Source organism: Maribacter confluentis, assembly GCF_030505015.1.
Classification (GTDB): domain Bacteria; phylum Bacteroidota; class Bacteroidia; order Flavobacteriales; family Flavobacteriaceae; genus Maribacter; species Maribacter sedimenticola.
This window is the reverse complement of sequence record NZ_JAUKUC010000001.1, coordinates 54100-74944: the sequence shown is the minus strand read 5'-3', so window position 1 is coordinate 74944 and position 20845 is coordinate 54100. Positions and strand designations below refer to the sequence as shown.

22 protein-coding genes are annotated in these 20845 nt (G+C 38.3%); 7 read left to right on the top strand and 15 right to left on the bottom strand.

The genetic code is table 11. The features are described 5' to 3' along the window. Positions 1-2: 2 nt before the first annotated feature. The 10 genes from Q2T41_RS00390 to Q2T41_RS00345 all read right to left on the bottom strand — a co-directional run bounded on the left by Q2T41_RS00390 (position 3) and on the right by Q2T41_RS00345 (position 8385). Positions 3-470: a (2Fe-2S)-binding protein gene (locus Q2T41_RS00390; protein ID WP_304434151.1), complete on the bottom strand. Its 468-nt coding sequence runs from the start codon at positions 468-470 to the stop codon at positions 3-5. 112 nt (positions 471-582) lie between these two features. Further along, positions 583-963 carry a putative quinol monooxygenase gene (locus tag Q2T41_RS00385; protein WP_304434149.1) on the bottom strand — a complete coding sequence of 127 codons (381 nt, stop codon included), beginning with the start codon at positions 961-963 and terminating at the stop codon, positions 583-585. 110 nt (positions 964-1073) lie between these two features. Then, complete coding sequence (locus Q2T41_RS00380; RefSeq protein WP_304434147.1) at positions 1074-3350, bottom strand: xanthine dehydrogenase family protein molybdopterin-binding subunit; 2277 nt, start codon at positions 3348-3350, stop codon at positions 1074-1076. An 11-nt stretch (positions 3351-3361) separates the two neighbouring features. Then, positions 3362-3826 carry a (2Fe-2S)-binding protein gene (locus Q2T41_RS00375; protein ID WP_304434145.1) on the bottom strand — a complete coding sequence of 155 codons (465 nt, stop codon included), beginning with the start codon at positions 3824-3826 and terminating at the stop codon, positions 3362-3364. Positions 3827-3934: 108 nt separating this feature from the next. Beyond that, positions 3935-4540: a flavodoxin family protein gene (locus Q2T41_RS00370; RefSeq protein WP_304434144.1), complete on the bottom strand. Its 606-nt coding sequence runs from the start codon at positions 4538-4540 to the stop codon at positions 3935-3937. Between the two features lie 16 nt (positions 4541-4556). Further along, positions 4557-5711, bottom strand: coding sequence for an aldo/keto reductase (locus tag Q2T41_RS00365; protein WP_304434142.1), 1155 nt, complete (start codon positions 5709-5711; stop codon positions 4557-4559). Between the two features lie 19 nt (positions 5712-5730). Then, positions 5731-6627, bottom strand: a complete 897-nt coding sequence (locus tag Q2T41_RS00360) for an alpha/beta hydrolase fold domain-containing protein (protein ID WP_304434140.1) — start codon at positions 6625-6627, stop codon at positions 5731-5733. A gap of 32 nt (positions 6628-6659) precedes the next feature. Then, on the bottom strand, positions 6660-7109 hold the full coding sequence (locus Q2T41_RS00355; RefSeq protein WP_304434139.1) for a nuclear transport factor 2 family protein: 450 nt from the start codon (positions 7107-7109) through the stop codon (positions 6660-6662). A gap of 11 nt (positions 7110-7120) precedes the next feature. Then, positions 7121-7579 carry a nuclear transport factor 2 family protein gene (locus Q2T41_RS00350; protein WP_304434137.1) on the bottom strand — a complete coding sequence of 153 codons (459 nt, stop codon included), beginning with the start codon at positions 7577-7579 and terminating at the stop codon, positions 7121-7123. Positions 7580-7602: 23 nt separating this feature from the next. Further along, positions 7603-8385 (bottom strand): hypothetical protein, encoded by a 783-nt coding sequence (locus tag Q2T41_RS00345; protein ID WP_304434136.1) that lies wholly within the window; start codon positions 8383-8385, stop codon positions 7603-7605. Positions 8386-8540: 155 nt separating this feature from the next. On the opposite strand from Q2T41_RS00345, the gene Q2T41_RS00340 reads away from it, so the two are divergent. Next, complete coding sequence (locus Q2T41_RS00340) at positions 8541-9455, top strand: helix-turn-helix domain-containing protein (RefSeq protein WP_304434134.1); 915 nt, start codon at positions 8541-8543, stop codon at positions 9453-9455. Between the two features lie 54 nt (positions 9456-9509). On the opposite strand, the gene Q2T41_RS00335 is transcribed toward Q2T41_RS00340, so the two are convergent. The 3 genes from Q2T41_RS00335 to Q2T41_RS00325 form a co-directional block, all read right to left on the bottom strand. Next, positions 9510-10847: a sensor histidine kinase gene (locus tag Q2T41_RS00335; RefSeq protein WP_367186802.1), complete on the bottom strand. Its 1338-nt coding sequence runs from the start codon at positions 10845-10847 to the stop codon at positions 9510-9512. Between the two features lie 199 nt (positions 10848-11046). Further along, positions 11047-12054 (bottom strand): LLM class flavin-dependent oxidoreductase, encoded by a 1008-nt coding sequence (locus tag Q2T41_RS00330; protein ID WP_304434132.1) that lies wholly within the window; start codon positions 12052-12054, stop codon positions 11047-11049. Between the two features lie 196 nt (positions 12055-12250). Next, positions 12251-13465 carry a patatin-like phospholipase family protein gene (locus tag Q2T41_RS00325; protein WP_304434130.1) on the bottom strand — a complete coding sequence of 405 codons (1215 nt, stop codon included), beginning with the start codon at positions 13463-13465 and terminating at the stop codon, positions 12251-12253. A gap of 289 nt (positions 13466-13754) precedes the next feature. Between Q2T41_RS00325 and Q2T41_RS00320 the strand changes: the two genes are divergently transcribed. The 6 genes from Q2T41_RS00320 to Q2T41_RS00295 all read left to right on the top strand — a co-directional run bounded on the left by Q2T41_RS00320 (position 13755) and on the right by Q2T41_RS00295 (position 18597). Continuing rightward, positions 13755-14339 carry a TetR/AcrR family transcriptional regulator gene (locus Q2T41_RS00320; protein WP_304434128.1) on the top strand — a complete coding sequence of 195 codons (585 nt, stop codon included), beginning with the start codon at positions 13755-13757 and terminating at the stop codon, positions 14337-14339. Between the two features lies 1 nt (position 14340). Continuing rightward, entirely contained in the window at positions 14341-15006 is a 666-nt protein-coding gene (locus Q2T41_RS00315) for an NAD(P)H-binding protein (protein WP_304434126.1), read from the top strand. A 9-nt stretch (positions 15007-15015) separates the two neighbouring features. Continuing rightward, complete coding sequence (locus tag Q2T41_RS00310; protein ID WP_304434124.1) at positions 15016-15648, top strand: nitroreductase family protein; 633 nt, start codon at positions 15016-15018, stop codon at positions 15646-15648. 32 nt (positions 15649-15680) lie between these two features. Continuing rightward, complete coding sequence (locus Q2T41_RS00305) at positions 15681-16841, top strand: iron-containing alcohol dehydrogenase (protein ID WP_304434122.1); 1161 nt, start codon at positions 15681-15683, stop codon at positions 16839-16841. A 130-nt stretch (positions 16842-16971) separates the two neighbouring features. After that, positions 16972-17871: a DMT family transporter gene (locus tag Q2T41_RS00300; protein WP_089260340.1), complete on the top strand. Its 900-nt coding sequence runs from the start codon at positions 16972-16974 to the stop codon at positions 17869-17871. Between the two features lie 114 nt (positions 17872-17985). Continuing rightward, positions 17986-18597, top strand: coding sequence for a DEAD/DEAH box helicase (locus tag Q2T41_RS00295; RefSeq protein WP_304434119.1), 612 nt, complete (start codon positions 17986-17988; stop codon positions 18595-18597). A gap of 32 nt (positions 18598-18629) precedes the next feature. Here Q2T41_RS00295 and Q2T41_RS00290 read toward each other — a convergent pair whose 3' ends face one another. Further along, positions 18630-18752 carry a hypothetical protein gene (locus Q2T41_RS00290; protein ID WP_304434117.1) on the bottom strand — a complete coding sequence of 41 codons (123 nt, stop codon included), beginning with the start codon at positions 18750-18752 and terminating at the stop codon, positions 18630-18632. Between the two features lie 185 nt (positions 18753-18937). Beyond that, the gene (locus Q2T41_RS00285) at positions 18938-20836 is read right to left on the bottom strand and encodes a monovalent cation:proton antiporter-2 (CPA2) family protein (protein WP_304434116.1); all 1899 of its coding nucleotides are present in this window, start codon (positions 20834-20836) and stop codon (positions 18938-18940) included. Between the last annotated feature and the right edge of the window lie 9 nt (positions 20837-20845).

The following is a 20845-nucleotide window of genomic DNA, read 5'->3' as shown; positions in this document are numbered from 1 at the left end:
TATTATGTATTTTGGTTGATATTGGCAGCCATTTTAACGGCTTTTTTAATTCTCGTATAGGTGCCACAGCGACAAATATTTCCGTTCATGGCCCCTTCAATCTCTTCATCGGAAGGATTAGGGTTTTTCTTTAAAAATGCCGAAGCGGTCATTATCTGACCTGCTTGGCAGTAACCACATTGAGGCACATCAATTTCCAGCCATGCTTTTTGCACAGGATGGTCCCCATTTTCCGAAAGTCCTTCAATAGTTGTTATATCTTGCTCACCCACAGCAGAAATAGGTAATTGACATGAACGTACCGCATTCTCACCCAAGTGAACGGTACATGCACCGCATTGTGCAATACCGCAGCCGAATTTTGTGCCTACCAATTTAATGTGGTCGCGTAAGACCCACAACATTGGGGTAGTTGGGTCGACCTCAATTTCGTGAGTTTTTCCGTTAATTTTTAGATTGAAGATTGCCATGATATTTTAGTTTAAATAAAGACTGATTTAAGTTACAACTTTTATAGGGTTTATAGTTATAAAACCCACTATACGTTGTTAGTTTTTATATAATTATATAGTTTTTGAATTTTCAATCCGCATACATTTTCTTGAAAATTTTTGCGGTTGCTTTTTTGTCTATTGCTTCCATATCAATCAATTTCAAAGATTTTACCATTTTTAAGGTAGACGTTTTATACTCTAAAAAGTGAGGTGTTTTTAAGTGGGATCGATAGGCAGCGCTATCAGCATAAATCTCTAGCAAACGAATTTGGGTCGGATTTTCCTTTTGAAACATAGGATAAATACAGATTACTCCTTCTTCCAAGCGGACTGAAGATTCTGCTTCCTTCTTTAGGATAGAATTATAATCCTCTAAATATTCTGGGTAAATTTCTAGAGCTGCAATTCTTATCATCATTTTTTCTCCATTTTCATCGCTAACTTGTAGTTGAGCCAAACCGGAGTACATACATAGAAATACAGTTTTTAAAAAAAATAGCGCTTTATATTTTATCATATCCAAATCAGAATATATATGGAATTAACTTATTTTCTTACTTAATATAAATACTAGACAAATTACCCTACCAAAGGCGGTTTATCCGTTATAAAAGGTTGTCTATAATGTCTTCTACCTGTAGCTTTGTACAATGCATTTGCCAAAGCTCCGAATATCGGCGGAAATGGAGGCTCACCCAATCCAGTTGGGTCCGTATCATTCTCAACGAAATGTACATCTATGGTTTCTGGTGCCTCGTTAAATCGAATCATTCGGTAAGTGTCAAAGTTTTTATGGTCTGGAACACCATTTGTAAAGGACATTTCCCCGAACATGGCGTTACCTATGCCATCTACAATGCCACCTTCGGCCATATTGGTTGCGAAATCGGGGTTTATGACAATACCACAGTCGATTGCAGCCGTTACTTTTTCCATTCTGGGCATTTCACCGTTCATGGACAATTCCAAGACTTGCGCTACATAACTGTTATGGCAAAAATAGGCGGAAACCCCTCTATGGATTCCTAGCTTTTCACTTTGCTTCCAACCTGATTTTTCCTTTACCAATTTAAGTACACCGGCATAACGTTCCGCTTCATAGTCATTGTTTTCGCCTACGGGGTTTTGCGTGGCCCTATCGAGCAGCTCTAACCTAAAATCAATAGGGTCTTTGCCCATGGTCTCTGCTAGCTCATCTAAAAAGGATTGTTCCGCACCGGCAATAAAGTTGGAACGGGGTGCCCTAAAGGCACCAATGGTAATATTAGATTCCAAAGCCCATCCTTCGGCCAAATAATTATCGATTGCCCCAGCAGGAAAACGGTTCGCCGCGACTGGATGTTCCGGTATTCCACCACCACGTACATGAAAACCGATGAGATTATTGTCCTTGTCCAAGGCAGCCCGGTAGGTTGCGGTATAGGTAGGTCTGTAGATACCATAGGTCATATCATCTTCACGAGTATAAACCAACTTTACCGGAGCCTTTATTTCTTGAGAGATTACAGCTGCCTCTACAAGATGGTGACCGTATGCCCTTTGGCCAAAACCACCCCCCATTCGAGTCAGGTTTATATGAATGTTTTCTTCCGGAAGTCCCAACCTAGCTGCCAAAGTACCGGAAATAAGCTCAGGAGCCTGAGTCGGTGCATAGAGCACTGCTTCTTTTTCGGTCACATGGGCAAAGCAATTGACGGGTTCCATACAGTTATGGGCCAAATAGGGGGCTGTATAGGTTCGCTCTAGAACCTTGTCAGCATTTAGGAACGCCTCTTCCGGATTACCGTCCCTTCTTAGAACATTCCCTTTTTTCAAGGACATTTCCTTCATTTTTTCATTATGTTCCTCGGTACTTTCAAGTCCGGCTGGTACTTTAATCGTGGTTTTACCTCGAAAACCGGCCATTACAAATTCGGAATCCGAAATTTCTTCCAATTCCATTCGTAGCGCTTTTTTTGCCTGCATTACTTCCCATGTACTGTTTCCTACTATTACGGCTATTTTGGTATGGGTAGTGGTGTCAAAAAAGTTACGCTCATAATCATCCTGTAAGGTTTTTATGGTAAATACATCCTTTATTCCTGGCATAGATTTAGCAACCGAGTCATCTACAGATTTAATCTTCATACCAAAAGGTGGAAGTGCTATCATTGCGACCAACATCCCTTCCTCATGCAAGTCCATGGTAAAGAGTGGTTTTCCAGTGACAATATTTTTAGTGTCTACATTTTTTTTTGAAACTCCGACTATTTTAAAGTCTTTCACTGCTTTTAAAGGTACTTCTTGCTCCTCTGGAATGGTAATGTCCTTGGCTAAGGATGCCAATTCACCGTAACTTATTTCCTGCTCAGTAGTTTTATGATAAACAGTTCCGTTATTTGTAGTCAATTCATTCACAGGAACATTCCATTGCTGTGCAGCGGCCATTAGTAACATTTGACGGGCAGTGGCACCGGCCTTTCTTAGTCCAGGCCATCCCGTGCGAATCCCTTGACTACCTCCGGTAAATTGCCTATCAAATTTTTCAGGATGGAAATTAGCCTGCTCTATCATGACCATTTTCCAATCCACATCTAATTCCTCGGCCAATATCATGGGTAGGGAAGTTTTTACATTGGAACCGAATTCCGGATTGGGTGCCATCAAAGTCACCACACCATTTTCTCCAATTTTAATATAGCTGTTGAATTCTGACCATTCCTTGGGCATTTTCAGAGCCAACTCCATTTCCTTTTCAGGTACTGCCTTGGGCTTACAGGAATTCAACCAACTGAAACCAATGATCAAACCTCCACTGGCCAGACCTGTATTCTTAAGAAATGATCTTCTTCCTATCTGTGTTTTTACGTGTGTCATGGATTCAGTTTTTAGGATAATTCACTATTTGCGGCCATTTTCACGGCTTTCTTAATTCTTGTATAGGTACCACAACGACAAATATTTCCGTTCATGGCTCCTTCAATCTCTTCATCGGAAGGATTAGGGTTTTTCTTTAAAAATGCCGAAGCGGTCATTATCTGTCCAGCTTGGCAATAACCACATTGAGGCACATCTGTCTCTAACCATGCTTTTTGCACAGGATGATCCCCATTTTCTGAAAGCCCTTCAATAGTGGTTATATCTTGATCACCCACAGCAGAAATAGGTAATTGACATGAACGTACCGCATTGTCGCCCAAGTGTACGGTACATGCACCACATTGTGCTATACCGCAGCCAAATTTAGTGCCTACCATATTAAAATGATCTCGTAAGACCCACAGCATGGGAGTAGTTGGGTCGACTTCTATGCTTTTAGTACTTCCGTTAATTTTTAAAGTAAATGTTTCCATGATCGTATAATATTCAAGGTTTGTATCAAGTTAATAATTTATTTAGTTGGGTCGATTATAAAACTGGGCTATTTAAGAAAAAAACAATGTTAAATCTCTTATTATCAGCTAATCAACCACACCTAACTTAATTTTAGATAGCCAAGATTTGATAGCAACTTTGGCCTCTTTTTCTTTTTCTCCCTTAATCGCCAAAAAAATACCGTCCCTTTCTTTTCCTCCTTTTATTGAAAAGCCTTCTAAAATTTTACTCTTCGGGCATAATAATTCAATGGTGTCGAAACTACTGCCAACACCATAACCTGCATTGGAATTGAACGGAATCACCGTTTTGCCTTCAAGATTATTTTCAGTTAAAAAACTCTTTAAAGAAGGGGGAAGCTGCATACCCCAAGTAGGAAAACCAATAAATATGGTTTCGTACTTTTTTATATCGACCTTAGTCTTTAACGGTGGTAAAAACCCGGTTTCATTTTCTTCGGCCACCTGTTTTACAATAGCCCGATAATTTTCAGGATATGGATTTATAAGCTCTAAGGGAACTAAATCGCCACCTACTTCTTGGTGAATAATCTCTGCCAAAGCTTTGGTATTGTTAGTTCGGGATAAATAAACCACAAGAACTTTATCCGATTCCTGTAATCGTATCTCCTTCATTGTTACAGATGAGAAACAAGAACTAAAGAATGTTAATAAAATTAAAAGCTTGGTCATAAATTTCTCTCCTATTTTATTGGTCTACCAAAGCAGACTCTGGCGCTCTTACACCCACCAAAGGAATTTTTTCCAAGGCAGTTCTAAACTCAATTTTCTCGGCATCTGTAAATGAAATATTAAGCGCTCCTTGGTTTTGTTTTACGTGATGTAATTTTGTTGTTCCGGGTATAGGCACTATAAATGGTTTTTGACTCAATAACCACGCTAAAGAAATTTGTGCAGGGGTGGCATCTTTTCTTCTACCCCATTCACGAACGAGATTCAACACTTCCATATGTGCCTTAATAGCTTCTGGTGTAAAATAAGGAACCGCAGCAAAACGGGAGTCTTCGGAAAAACGACTGTATTCATTGAATTTATCACCCAAAAAACCTCTACACACAGGGCCCCATGGCACAAAACCTATACCCAGTTCCCCACACGTATCGATGACCTCGTTTTCTAGGGCACGTTGTATCAGGGAATACTCACTCTGAAGTGCGGAAACCTGTTGTTCTGCATGGGCCTTTCTAATAGTTGAAGGTGATACTTCCGACAACCCAAAATGAAGTGCTTTACCTTCTTTGATCAAATCCTTAACCGTACCTGCTACATCCTCAATGGGTACATTTGGATCTAGACGATGTAGGTACAACAAATCGATGCGATCCGTGCGTAGTCTTTTTAGCATGCCTTCAACAGCGTTTCTTATATTTTCAGGTCTACTATTTCTTCCTCCACGACTTCCAGTCGATAACTCGAACCCAAATTTGCTGGCAATGACCACTTTGTCCCTGATAGGTTGGAGAGCCTCACCTACCAATTCCTCGTCGGTAAATGGGCCATAAACTTCTGCCGTATCAAAAAAAGTTACGCCTAAATTTACAGCACCGCGTATTACCGGAATCATGTCTTTTTTATCGCGAGGAGGATTGTAACTACCACTCTTCATACTCATGCATCCTAAACCTATAGGCGAAACCTCTAGGGTTCCCAACATGCGTTTACCGTTTCTTACTGTTGGGTTATTCATTGATTTTTTGGTTGAAGCATGGTTTTCACTGGCAAAGGCCAATGGAGTTACTGCCATACCTGCTCCAAAAAGTGCTGATTTTGATATGAATCCCCTTCTGTTGATTTGTTTGCTCGTTTCTTTAGGTTGGTCTGACATGGTATGCTTCTTTTTCATTTTGCTTTCTTTTTAATATTTATTCTAAATGCTTTTGTAAAAAAGCAATAACCTTGGTGCGTATCTCATCCACATCAAACATTTCCCCAAAATGAGGGGCATCTTTAACGATAATAAGTTCGTTCTCTACTTGCTTGGCCTTTAACCAACCACTTAATAATTGAGATTGTTTTGGCGAAACCAACTCATCTTTTTCACCATGTATGATCAAAAATGGAGGATCTTTTTCATCTACATACGTTACTGGGCTGGCCTCCCTGGCAAGATCAGGGCGATCAATGGGAGCAGCACCAATCAATAGGGCTTCCGGAGATTTAGGGTCATTGGCCCCTGGAAATAGTATCAATTCTGCCGGGCCGTAAAAATCGACCACAGCTTTGAATTTGAACATTGTATTGGTATCTGGCATAAAAAAGTTGGGGATGTCGTTATTCTTTGATAAACCCATCATCGTTGCCAAATGCCCCCCAGCTGAAAAGCCCATAACGGCCATTCGTTCAGTATCAAAACCATAGGTATCGGCATTATCCACTAAAAAGGATACAGCACGGTTGCAATCTTGAATCTGTGCTGGAAAAATGGCCTGTGTCGAAAAACGATAATCAATAGAAGCAAGCGCATATCCCTGATCTAGGATTTCTGCCACTGTCCTTTTCATGTAGCCTATATCTGCGTATTTATCATTGACCAACCATCCACCACCATGTACAAAAATGACCAAAGGAACTTCTTTCTTGGTATTCTTAGGCAGGTAAATATCCAACAAATGCTTTTGTAAGGTATCATTGTTATAGTTGATATTTCCGTGTAACACCGTTCCTTTTGGAAAAATATCCAATACCGGATTGGTTTGCGAACAACCAGATGATATAGTGAACAGTAATAGGCCCAATAGTAGCAGGATATGATTTTTCAAAATAAATATGGATTTCATGGTGATGTATACTTTTATTCCCTAACCAGTTGTTTTACAAATGACAAGTCGGCCAATTTCCATGCTCCATTTTCTTTTGTATAAACTTCGGTGACCATAAAGGGATTGGTCACTTCGTTCTCACCTACAACCGCAATGAGTGTAATTCTGTTCCAAAGTATAGCGGTATTTTCATTCAGAACCTCTACCATGACCTCATGGACGTCAGCCTTTTTGTAATGGATGAATCCGCTCCTAATAATGTCTACCTCACGTTCTTTTCCCCAAGTACCCCCCATATGGACAAATTTTGCCTTATCATGAAAAAGTTCGGCAAGCTTGTCTGCATTTTTTTCTGCCATCCACTGCCATTTTTGGGTGGAGAGTTCTTTGATTTGCTGTTCAATATCCGTGGATTGCGCCATAATCATTGGTATGCTTAAAAAAGCGATCAATACGCCTAAAATCAATTTTTTGTTTATCATCGTGATTTTATTTAATGTTCAATTTGATGGGTGTCCCTAACGCTACTAAAGGTAAGGTCTAACAATTTCCAATGGTCACCTTCCTTTTTATAAAATTCCGTCACTGTAAATTCGTTTTGAACATCATTTCCCCTAACATGCGCGGTAAGTGTAATTCGATTCCAGAGTACGGCGGTGTCGTCACCAAATGTTTCTACGGCCACGTCATGCACTTCGGCATTTTTGTACCAAATACTTCCCGTTTTTATGATTTCAAGTTCCCTTTCCTTTTTCCAAGAACCGCTCATATGTACAAATTTGGATTTTTCGTGAAATAGCTGTTCTAGATTATCTACATCCTTATCGGCCATCCATTGCCATTTCAATGCTGAAAGTGACTTGATTTCTTCCTCGATTCCGGATTGTGCTAAAGCATTGAAACTTCCTATAATAGTAAATAGAATGGCGAAAATCTTAATTTTTGTTTTCATTTTATTATTGTTGTTAATTAGTATTAAACTTTAGTTAGCTTTTTGATACTTCTTTTACTAGATGAAAAACTATAATTCAACAACACGCTCCATGTAAAATCGTCATCGGGCAGAATTTGCGTTCTTAATCCTTTGTTTACTACACCTGTTAACGAAAAAGGACAATTCTTTTTTGCCAAGGTCAAAAACGCAGATGTATAATATCCTGTTAATTTGTCTGATGTAAGATAATATACTTGGGGCGTAAAATTGATTACAAGCTGCTCTGAAATTTGTATTTGATTAAAAGAGGCATTCAATACCAAGAAATTGGTTTGTTTGACTCCCGCATCAAAACCACGGCCATATAGATAATACATGCCTACCCCAATCTTATTTGTAATTTGATACTTAGGCACAATTTCCCCACCCAAGTACCTTCTAGACTCCAATAGTTCCTCGGTAGATCCATTACGAATTACGGAAACCGTTCTAAAATTGACAGCAGGATGTGCACCTATTCTAAGTGAGAATTTATTTTTTTCTATCGCCTTATATCGAAACCAAAAAAGCATGGTCCACGGTTTTGCATCCAATGAAAAGCGCATATCGGGTTCAAAACTTAACTTGTCCTTCCTAAATTTTAAATCGAACAACAAAGCTGGGTCACCTAATGAAAAAGAAGGCACCAATGAAACGCCATTGTGGGTAATACTTGCCGTACCCCTAAAATCATCTAAAAATTTATTGCTGTCCTCAGTGTTATTATTTTGGGCACAAACCGTAAAACAAAGTAGAAATAATGTAATTGAGGCTACGTTTTTCATGAAAGTTAGTTTACCTTTTGATACAAATTTAGGATAAGAAAGAAGGCAGGGTAATACCCAAATAACGGATGTTTATACCCTAATTACTGAATTTTAGATAACGTATTGATTACATGGTAATCAATACGTTATCTTTATTTTAAATATAAAGGGCCATGAAGAATATTTTAGAAATTAAAACAATTGCAGATTATTTTAAACTGCGAAAATATGAAGTGTTGCACCCGTTGGTAGGTATCGTAGATTTTGATAAAGTTGACAAGGACGGATACTCCATTAGCGCTTACGATGGTTTTCATTATGGGTGTTATGCCATTTTTTTAAAGGATGCCGTGGGATGTAAAATAATGTACGGGGGTAATTCTTATGATTATGATGAGGGTACTTTGGTTTTCATGGCACCTAACCAAACTATTGAATTTGGTGGGTACGACCCCAATTATGTACCAAAAGGCTATGCATTGCTATTTCACCCAGACCTATTATTGGGTACCGACTTGGCCAAAAAAATACAAGAGTTCAATTTCTTTGCCTATTCTAGCAATGAAGCTTTGCATTTATCGGCTAGAGAACGGAAAGTGATTTTAAGTTTATTGGATAAAATCCAGTTTGAATTGGAATTACCGATAGATAAACACAGTAAGAAACTGATCGTGACCAATATTGAGTTGTTTTTAGATTACTGCCTTCGTTTTTATGACCGTCAATTCATTACACGAGAGGTGGTTAACAAAGGAACCTTAGAAAAGTTCGATAATCTTCTTAGCGGTTATTTTTCATCGGATAAACCAAAAACAAATGGTTTACCATCCGTCGGATATTTTGCGGATCAACTGCATTTGTCTTCCAATTACTTTGGTGATTTGGTCAAAAAGGAAACCGGAAAATCAGCTCAAGAATATATACAGGGCAAACTTATTGAGGTTGCCAAGGAGAAAGTCTTTGACCCTAACAAAACCGTAAGTGAAATAGCTTATGAATTGGGGTTTAAATATCCCCAACATTTTAGTCGCTTGTTTAAACAAAAAGTAGGGTATTCCCCCAAGGAGTTTAGGGCGTCCATTAATTAATAAATGCTCACTTTGACCAATTTTACTTTTGAGGTTAGCCGCTATTAATTGGTTTTATTTAGGAATGGTAAAGAAAAAGGTACTACCCTCCCCTTCCTTGCTCTCTATCCAGATATTACCCTTGTAATAAGTAACAATTTTTTTAACAATGGAAAGTCCAATGCCCGAAGAAGAGCCTGTACTTTCCAATTTTGTAAACACCTTAAAAATACGGTCATAATATGTAGATTTGATACCTACCCCATTGTCCTTGACATAAAATTCAAACTCATTATCCTTTTCATCCATACCAATATTAATTTTTCCTTGGGGCTTGTCGCTATAATCAATAGCGTTCTGAATAAGATTTTGAAATATCTGTTTAAACCTCCAAGTATTACCGTAAATGTGAGGTAGATTTTTTTGGACCTTAATATTTATATGTTCTGGTACCATTAAAGTCTGAACAACTTCGTCCACAATAATGTTGAAATCAATATGTTTATCATCGCTCTCCAATCGGTCTATAGTGGAATAATTTAAAATACCCTTAATTAGAAAATCCATTTTTTCCACATTGAACATCACTTGATGCAAGGGCGCCATGGCACCTTCATCCAATACTTCTTGATTATCGTCCATAAACCAACTGATCAAGGTACTTATGTTGATAAGCGGAGCTTTTAAATCGTGTGATACAACGTGGGCATACTCGTTCAGTTCCTCGTTTTGGCGCGATAGGTATTGCAATAGTTCCTCTTTCTTTTGTTCCTGTTCCTTAATACGCTCCTCATTTTCCTTACGTTGTATAACATTGACTAGCATGTTCGCAAAAACAAAGAGTATTTCCTTTTCAAGGTCGTTGTATTTATTGATTTTCCGCACAGAATCAAACCCAATAAAACCTATTAATTCTTTGTTTTTAATTTTAGGTATGGTAATTAGACTTTTAATTCCCTGTGGCTCTAAAACCGCACGTAGACCTAATTCTCCATCTTTTGGCAACTGACTTACATCTTCCACAAAAAATGCCTCACCGTTCTTATGAGCTTCAACCCATTGCGGAATAAAATCTATGGGAACGTTCTGTAGATTTTCAATTTCAGGTTCTATATCCTTGGCACACCATTCATAGGTGTTAGAAGTGGTATTGTTGACCAAATCATAGGAAAAAATATAACTTCTGTCAGATTCAACAAACTCCCCTATCTGTTGTAGCGACTCGCGAATCAACTTATCAATATCCGATAAATCTGAATTGATATATGTTGTAGAGATACTGATCAATAACTCTTGAAAACGCAGTTGCCTTTCAATAATGGAATCCTTCTCCAACGGATTTAAATTTGCAATTGAATTTTCCACTAGAGGCGAAACTTTACGTGTCTTGTCCATATTCGATGTATTATTCAATTACTAAGATTTACTTCGTCAAAAATGAGAGAAACATTTTTAAAAGTGCATAGGTAAACCTTAATACATTCTTTAAAAATAGTGTTTTCTAAAAACTTATATGACTTAAAATTTTTCAATCTCCCATACTGGACAATCTTATGACTGCTATTACGATTTCGGTATATTTGATTAGGTGCAATTTCCCTAAAATAAACAATTACTGTCCACTGTTAAGTTCCTGTATGATTTCGGCAAAAAGCTTATAGGAGCGTATTTTAGCGTTAATGTCGTAAATATTGGTAACGGCAATAAGCTCATCTACCTGGCTTTGCTTTAAAAATTCCTTTACCTGCTTTTTAACCGTCTCTTTACTGCCCACAAAGGAGTATTTAAGCATTTGGTGAACTTGAGGATTTTGAACGATTTCCCTTAACTCATCGGTCATTTCAGTAGGTGGTTGCACAAAATCTCGCTTACCGGTAAAAATACCAACGATCATGCGTATCAACGATGTATATAGACGTTCCGCCTCTTCATCGGTATCAGCAATGATACCGTTTATTCCGGCTATCATGTATGGTTGCGCTAATTCTTTGGAAGGCTGAAATTCCGTACGATAAATTTCCATGGCATTCCATAAATGTGTTGTTGCAAAATGGCTGGCAAAAGCATACGGAAGCCCTTTATGGGCCGCTAAATGCGCACTGTCCGTACTGGAACCTAAAATATAGATAGGGACATGGGTGCCTTCTGCCACTGTAGCACGTATTTTAGCATTTGCATTCTCCTTAGAGAAATAAGTCTGAATTTTTTGCAGTTCCGTTGGAAAGGATTGTGCCGCCTGCATAAAATCTGAACGGATGGCCATTGCGGTTTCCCTATCCGTTCCCGGTGCCCTGCCCAGTCCCAAATCTATTCGGTTGGGATAAAGCGAAGCCAATGTGCCAAACTGTTCCGCAACGATCAAGGGAGAATGGTTAGGCAACATAATTCCTCCAGACCCCACGCGTATGGTTTTGGTCCCCTGGGCAATATACCCTATTAAAATAGAGGTAGCACTACTCCCAATATTTGGAGAATTGTGATGCTCTGCCAACCAATAACGCGAATACCCATAACGTTCTGCATGTTGCGCCAATTTAAGACTGTTGTCAAATGTCTGCTGCAGTGTATGGTCTTTGGATACTAATGCAAGATCTAAGATGGAATATGTAGTTTTTTTCATTTATGTGCTTCTAATAATATGTTTAGACTTTTTTTATGAAGCCATTTTTAGGAAATATTTTAAATTGAAAATCATTCCCTTAAAAAAGTTAGCGAAAGATTTTGTCGCTATGGTCATAAGAACCTTACAGTTTAAAAGCAGTGCTTTTTAGGTAACAAGTGAACAAGAATGAAGCAAATAATTTTTATGGATTTGGTTACGAGGCACTTTCCCATTTGCGCCATCTTTCCATGCCGTCCTTATAGTTCTTGTCCCCTTCTATGCAGCGTAAATCGTTGTTGCGTTCAACCTTAAATTCTATAGGTTGATTATATATATGTCCGTTTTTCCAGGCTTCATAACATTTCAATAAAGTAAGTACTTCCTCATCTTTGGTCACATCCATATCCAATTGATATAGTTTTTCAATAAGGGGGATTACCTCTGTTGGTGTTTGCCGGTCAAAATGAATCAAAGGGGATAAACGTATCATGTTATCTTTTGGCGTTTGCCCAGTAGTTGCCCTTAAGAACATCATGGCAATATAATTGGCAGTATCGGGCGGTTGATATAAAATTGTCTTTGCCTGATTGAATACGGTAGCTTGGAAAAACTTTAATTGATGTCCCAGTTTTAAAAAATGTAGTTTTTTTCTCCTGAATTGCTGGGCCGTTTGTTTCCAATCCCAAAATTTGGTTTTGTCATGAAGGGACATTAAGCTATTGCTGGTCCCTAGGGAAACCACTCTGATATTTTTTAGTTCAATTCCCAATTTATAGGCTTCAATGATACCGGATAATACCGGATTATTGAATCCACCCAATGCACCATCCCACAACTCATAAAATATCTCACTGTCCTTCGCCTTAAACCTGGCAGGAAAATCAAAATATTGTACCGGTGCGTTAGATGAGCCGTTAATGGCTTGGGTAAGCCTGACCGAATCATGGCCGTGTTCGCCGGCTATATAGGATTTAAAAAATTTTGCACGGTTGTTCAATGCGTCGTAGGTGCAAACTACCAATTTTAGGGAGGCTTTGCCAATGGCCAAAGGCAATTCCGACATCTGCATCTTATCAATATTCGGAAATAGGTGTTCAAAAGCTTCCTTTTTCTTTTTTGAACTGTATTTTGGTCCAAATCCTATACCAATTAAGCGTAGATAATCTACCGGAAAAAAGCGCTCTGCAAATGTGTTTTTATGAAAAATGAGCGTTCTGTTCCCTTTTAGCTTGAAAAGTGCAATGGCTTCATTTAGCGTATAATTTTCGGCTAAAGCGGCAAGGACTATACTGCCGCCGGAATTGGCAATAACCAAATCAAATTTCTGTAAAAGATCATGTCCTTTGATATTACCGTAGCGGTCTTTTAAGGTCAACAGTTGAATTATTGCCCAACTTCCGCCGCCGTCTAGGGATAAGATTTTAAACATTTTCAATAATGTGTTAAAGCCCATTTGATGATGGCACTTGATCAAAACGATAAAGGAGGGGGAACTACCTTGATTGTATGCATTAAATTTAACGATAGCATTTTAAAAACCATTATAGAAGAACCTTAGAATATATGAGGAAGTATTGTTTTTTCGATGAATGGTCACTTTTTAATTGAACTTCATATAAAATTCTACCCCCCCTACCGAATATGATTGAATATAAAGTTGTGTTAATAAAAAGAATGAACGTTCATTTTTAATATATTTGTAACCTAGTTTAGGAATTATGGCAGCACTTCAGAAAAGTATTGATAAAAGAAATGCACTTATAGAGGCAACAATTGAACTGGTAAACAATGACGGTTTTCATGCTACTCCAATGAGCAAGATTGCTAAAATGGCCAATGTATCTCCGGCTACGATCTATCTCTATTTTGATAATAAGCAGGACTTGGTGAACATAACTTATATTGAGGTAAAATCTAGATATACAGCGTACGCCTTCGAAACATATAGGGAAACTATGTCCGTCGAAGAAGGATTTGAGGTTATTTGGAAACGTATTGCAGATTTTAAGTTAAAGGAAGTCGCCGATGCCATGTTCCTGGCACAGTGCGATAATACTCCCATGATCGATGAACCCAGTAGACGTGAAGGCATTAAGCACCTGCAACCTCTATTGGACCTATGGGCACGTGGTAAGGCTGAAGGTATCATCAAACCCATTTCAGATTATCTATTATACGCTTATTCCATTAATCCGTTATCGTTCTTAATGCTTGTTGAAAATAGAGGAGCTATCAAAATTGGGCCCCAAGAGCTAGAGGAAGCTTTTCAAGCAGCGTGGAGCAGTATCAAAATCAATCGATAAAATGAATAAAACAGCCATAATTTTAGGAGCTACTGGTTTAACCGGTGGTATTTTACTGCAAAAACTAGAACGGGACGACCGTTACGGTACTATAAAATTATTTTCAAGGTCTAGGATAGAAGGGCTTTCCAATAAGGTAGAGCAGCATATTGGCGATGTCCTTCAGTTGGAAAAGTTCAAAGATCATTTTACGGCCGATGAGGTTTACTGCTGTATTGGTACAACGACCAATAAAACACCGGACAAGGAACTTTATCGTAAAATAGATATGGGTATTCCTGTAACCGCCGCTCAACTCTCTAGTCAAAATGATATTAAGAAATTTTTGGTCATATCCGCAATGGGTGCGGATAGGGATAGTCGCATCTTTTACAACAAAACAAAAGGTGAAATGGAACAAGGGGTGCTAAAACAGGAAATTAGGTACACCTCCATATTAAGACCTTCACTTATTGATGGGGACCGTGATGAACAACGAACCATGGAAAAAATAGGTATCAAGATATTTAAGGTCTTACAGCCTTTATTTGTTGGGCCTTTAAAAAAATATAAGATTATCAAGGCAGAAGAGATAGCCCAAGCAATGATCAATTTGGCAAATGCTTCCAGTCATGCGGCGGTAATTATTACATCGAACGATATTAAACAATTAGCAAAAAAAAAATAAAAGGAGTTTATGGAATTATTGGATAAATTAAATTGGAGATACGCGGCAAAAGCAATGAATGGCGAAAAAGTTGCAGAAGAAAAGATTGAGCGTATTCTGGAAGCTGCACGATTGGCCCCCACTTCCAGCGGATTACAACCCTTTGAAATTTTTGTAGTAAAGAATCAACAGGTCAAGGAAGAGATAAGGGCGGTAGCATGGAATCAATCCGTTATTACAGATTGTTCGCACTTACTGGTGTTTGCCGCTTGGGATACCTATACGGCAGATAGAATAAACTATATGTTTGATCTAACCAATGATATAAGGGGATTTAAAAATGAAGGTTGGGAAAATTACCGTCAAATGCTATTGGAGTCCTACCCTCAAAAAAGTGAAGAGGAAAATTTTAACCATGCTGCAAAGCAGGCCTATATAGCTTTTTCCCAATCTATAAGTGCAGCGGCGTTTGAAGGGGTAGATGCAACTCCCGTAGAAGGTTTTGAACCGGATGCCGTAGATAAGATTTTAGGGTTGCGAGATAAAGGATTGCGTAGTACGGTCTTGTTGCCCATAGGGTACAGAAACGAGAGCGAGGACTGGTTGGTCAATTTAGAAAAAGTGAGAAAACCAATGAAAGAATTGGTAACTGTAATAGAGTAAATTATTTAAAAACGCTATAAACTAGAAAAGAAATGAACAATTTTGAATTTAAGAATCCTACCAAAATTATTTTTGGTAAGGACACGATAAAAAAGTTGGAAAATGAAATTCCAGAAAATGCAAAGGTTCTGTTTTTATATGGGGGCGGAAGCATTAAAAAAAATGGAATTTACGAGCAAGTAAGTAACGCATTGTCCAATGTAGAAGTGGTTGAATTTGGAGGCATTCCCGCAAATCCAGAATATGATGTTTTGATGGATGCCCTAAAGATTATCAAGGAACAACATATTACCTATCTATTGGCCGTGGGCGGAGGTTCCGTAATTGATGGAACCAAATTTCTTTCTGCAGCAGCAGTATATGATGGCGATACGCCTTGGGATATATTGACAAAGAATATTAGGACCCAAAAGGGAATGCCTTTTGGTACCGTATTGACTTTACCGGCTACAGGTTCAGAAATGAATTCAGGAGCAGTAATTACTAGGGCGTCAACCAAGGAAAAATTGACTATGGGCGGACCAGGATTGTTTCCGGAATTTTCAATATTAGATCCACAGGTAATACGTTCAATACCGGAGAGGCAATTGGCCAATGGTATAACGGACGCTTTTACACATGTCTTGGAGCAATATATGACCTACCCTATTGAAGCAACTTTACAGGACAGGTTTGCGGAAAGTATTTTGCAGACCCTTATTGAAGTTGCACCAAAAGTATTGAAGGATCCAACGGATTATAAGCCTGCGGCAGATTTTATGTGGAGTTGTACAATGGCGCTTAATGGGTTGATCCAAAAAGGAGTTCCTGGGGATTGGGCAGTACATATGATGGGCCATGAACTAACGGCATTATTCGGTATAGACCATGCACGTACATTGGCCATTGTAGTTCCAAGCCACTATAAATATAACTTTGAAGCTAAAAAGGCAAAATTAGCACAATATGGTGAGCGCGTATGGAATATTACGGAAGGCAGTCAGGATGATAAAGCTTATGCGGCCATTGAAAAGACAGAAGCTTTTTTTAAACAACTTGGGATAGCCACAAAATTATCTGATTATACCGAAAAATATGAAGGTACTGCCGAAGAGATTTCAAAACGTTTTACCGATCGTGGTTGGAATGGATTGGGAGAACATCAAGACCTCTCCCCGGATAAGGTTGAAAAGATCGTGAAAATGGCATATTAAGTAATTTTCTGTAAATGATACAAAAAGGTTTCCGATAAGGAAGCCTTTTTGTATTGGGGACTTTCTCTAAATCCGGACGATAATTCTTAGTAGGTGGTATTGTTAAAAAACCAATATCTTCGCAGCCGTTATGTGGATGTACCTAGGTCTTTTGGCGGCATTGTTTTTAGGCTTGCATAATTTATGCAAGAAGCATGCGGTACAAGGAAATGAGGTGTTTCCCGTGTTATTGGGAACCATTTCCGCAGGATTTTTGTTACTCCTCCCCTTCTACATTGGTTCTCATTTTTATAGGGATTATATGATGGGCATTCAGTTATATATTACCGATATATCTTGGAAGACCCATGGTTACATCTTGATTAAATCAATGATTATGGCTGCATCATGGCTATTGGCGTACCAAGCTTTAAAACATTTACCCATAACCATTGTAACACCTATACGTTCGGCCGGACCATTTTTTACCTTTATAGGAGCCATTACCATTTATCAGGAAAAGCCTAATTTTTATCAATGGATAGGTTTTTTTCTCATTATATTCTCTGTATTACTTTACTCCAGAATAGGAAAGAAAGAAGGAATCCATTTTAAGCGGAACAAGTGGATATTTGCCATAATTGGGGCTACCTTTTTAGGAGCATCCAGCGGACTATACGATAAGTTTTTAATACAAAGTTTAACCTTAAATCCACAGACATTGCAATTTTGGTTCTGTTTTTATACCGTACTTATTTTGCTTCTCATCTTATCTGTTATGTGGTTTCCATATGCCGAAAAGAGAAAAGCGTTTAAATGGCGGTGGTCCATACCTTTGGTGGGTATTTTGTTACAAGTGGCAGATTACTTTTATTTTAAGGCGTTACAGGATCCAGATGCGTTGATCATGCTATTATCCGCTATAAAGCGCAGTCAGATTTTAATAGCTGTAGTAGTAGGAGGTTTTATCTTTAAAGAACAGAATAAGCGTAAGAAATTAGTGCCGCTAACCGGAATCATGTTAGGGGTTTTCCTCATTCTATATGCATAAGGTATGGTTGTTTTTCCAAGGCTCTTTAATAGTCCATAAGTTTAGGTACTCCCATGGTAGTCTGTATATTTGCAAACAGAATCTCCTTTATTTAAAAGTAGTAATTGTTGAATTATGTCATTTAAAAAATTACATCCACATCTTAAAGAAGCATTAGAGCGGCTTAAAGTTGAGGGGCCTACACCGCTCCAAGAAAAAGGTATACCTGTTATAAAAAGTGGAGCCAATGTCTACTGTATTGCACCAAACGGTAGTGGTAAAACAACTGCTTTGATTCTCACTACCCTACAAAAAATAAAGTGTAGCGCGTTAGGTAATGCGCCCAGGGCGTTGGTCTTGGTTGAGGATAAGGAACGGGTCATTGAAATGCACGATGCGTTTCAAGAATATGTAAAATATACGGATGTTAGGGTATACATGGGATATAAGGAACAACATGTGGATATTCAAAAATCTGAAATATTTGAGGGAATAGATGTATTGATCACAACGCCTACCAATTTGCACAAACTATTCTTGTTGAACGGGGTAAGCACATCACAATTACAAATTTGTAGTATTGATGATGGAGAGTTCCTAAAACAGAAATCGGAATACAACGCTATGTTGGCCATATCCCAAAGTATTTTTAAATGTCAATATGTGCTGTATGCGGAACAGATGAATACGATGCTTCAACGTTTTGAGGACCATTTTATGGAAAGGGCCAGAAAGGTAAAATTATAAGCGATTGAATTGGTAAACAGGAACTCTATAATCTATTCCTTTACTGAATTATTGGTATGTAGCTCATCCAAAACATCAATTCCTTTGGCACAAGATGTTATAACCAACAATAATATACTGGTGAATAAATGAATTCTATTGGCTATAATCTTCATGCTAATTTTTTTAGTGGTATTATTATAACGGTACTACTATTTTATTTAGTGTATGAAATGGCCAACATTCGATAAATGACCACAATTTTTAAGAATATATTACAATTTAAAGAATTTCAAAGAAACAGAAATTCAAATTAACCAAAAATTAAGGGATTGCATAATAATGGAAACATAGCGGAAATTTAGGAAGTGGAATTTGGATTGCTTTTATCCAAGGCTTTTCTGATCTGTTCACTATCCCAGTGGTTATCATAGGCCACTACGCCTCTTTCAAAATCTGCATTTAGTAATTTTTCCTGCTCCTCAAGTTCCTTCCTTGCTTTAAAAATATAATTTTCATCTCGTTTGGGTTCAGATGCCAATCTACGTAAACTGCTTTCATCATACTTGATGAAATTTTGTACTTGCCTATTCAAGGTATATTTTCTAAAGCCCAATTTACTAAGTACATCCTTGGCCAGGGCCAGTGATGTATCCAATGATTCCCTATAAATGTTTTCAATACCCATATTCAAAAGTTCATAGGCATCATATCTGTTTTTAGCACGTATCATTAATTCAACATGCGGGTATTTTTCCTTGACTAACTTGGTAACTTCTTTGGTAACCCCCGGATTGTCTATGGCACAAATTAAAATCTTAGCTTGTGCAATACCGGCAGATTCCAAAAGATCAATACGTGTGGCATCCCCATAATAGACTTCAAACCCCATTTTACGAAGAAAATCTACTCTATTGGAATCTTGGTCAAGTATGGTCGCTTCAATACCATGAGATCTTAAAAAGCGGCCCACAGTACTTCCAAAATGTCCAAACCCAACCAAAATGACATTTTGAGATTTTGCTATATGGTCCATTGGGCGTTTAATAGATTCTTTAGTACCAATTTTTGGTAATATGAATCGTTCATTGATAATACTGATTATAGGGGTCAATGTCATGGTCAGTGCGGTAATGACCAACATAATATCCATTTGCTCTTGGTCAAGGATATTTAATTGAAAGGCAAAGGACAAAAGTACAAAGGCAAACTCCCCTATTTGTGCCAAACTAAAGGTTAATAGCAACTTTTGGTCCAGCTTTAGACTAAATACCCTGGCGGTTATCCATAAGACCAATGCCTTAATAAGGATTACGGAAATCAGTATTCCTCCAATGGTGAACGGGATTTTAGCAATGACCACAAAATTTATAGATGCACCAACGGCAATAAAGAACAGTCCAAGTAACAGGTTCTTAAAAGGTTCCAACGTGCTTTCCAACTCGTGCTTATATTCGCTATTGGACAATACAACACCACCCAAAAATGCTCCTAATGCTGGCGATAGGCCAACATATTCCATTAAAAAGGATATACTGAATACAATGAGCAGTGCAGAGGCAATCAGTAATTCTCGTACTCCGGTCTGCGCTACTTTACGCAACATGGGAACGATCAAATACCTACCGGCTATAATAATCAACACGACCGATAAAATAATCGCCAAGGTTTGATAACCCAATGGCAGGCTATCCAATAAATTACCCGATGTTTCATGAGTGCCGGCAACTACCTCAGTTTCCGAATTGGATAACAGGGGAAGTGCACCCAACATAAATATCACAATTATATCCTGAAACAATAATATGGAAAAGGCTGAGGTGCCAAAAGTTGTTTCCATAAGCCCTTTTTCCTTAATGGTTTGCATGGCTATTGCTGTGGAGGAAAGTGCTACGGCCATGGCCACCACCAAAGATACTTTCCAATCAAAACCTATGGCATAAAAGAAGAAATACGTAATCAATAGCGTACCAGCCACCTGCAAGCCGCCCATCCCGGCAATGGTCTTACGCATATTCCAAAAATTCCTAGGTTCAATTTCCAGACCGATCAAAAAAAGCATGACTACCACCCCAAATTCCGCAAAGTGAAGAATATCTTCGCCTTCTTCCCCAATGAACCCCAATACGTATGGTCCTATCAACACTCCAGCCATAAGATATCCCAGTACGGAACTAAGCCCTAATTTTTTGGCAACCGAAACGCAAATTATGGCACCAAGTAAGAAAACTATGGCATCAAAAAGTATACTTCCCGTCATATTGATTTG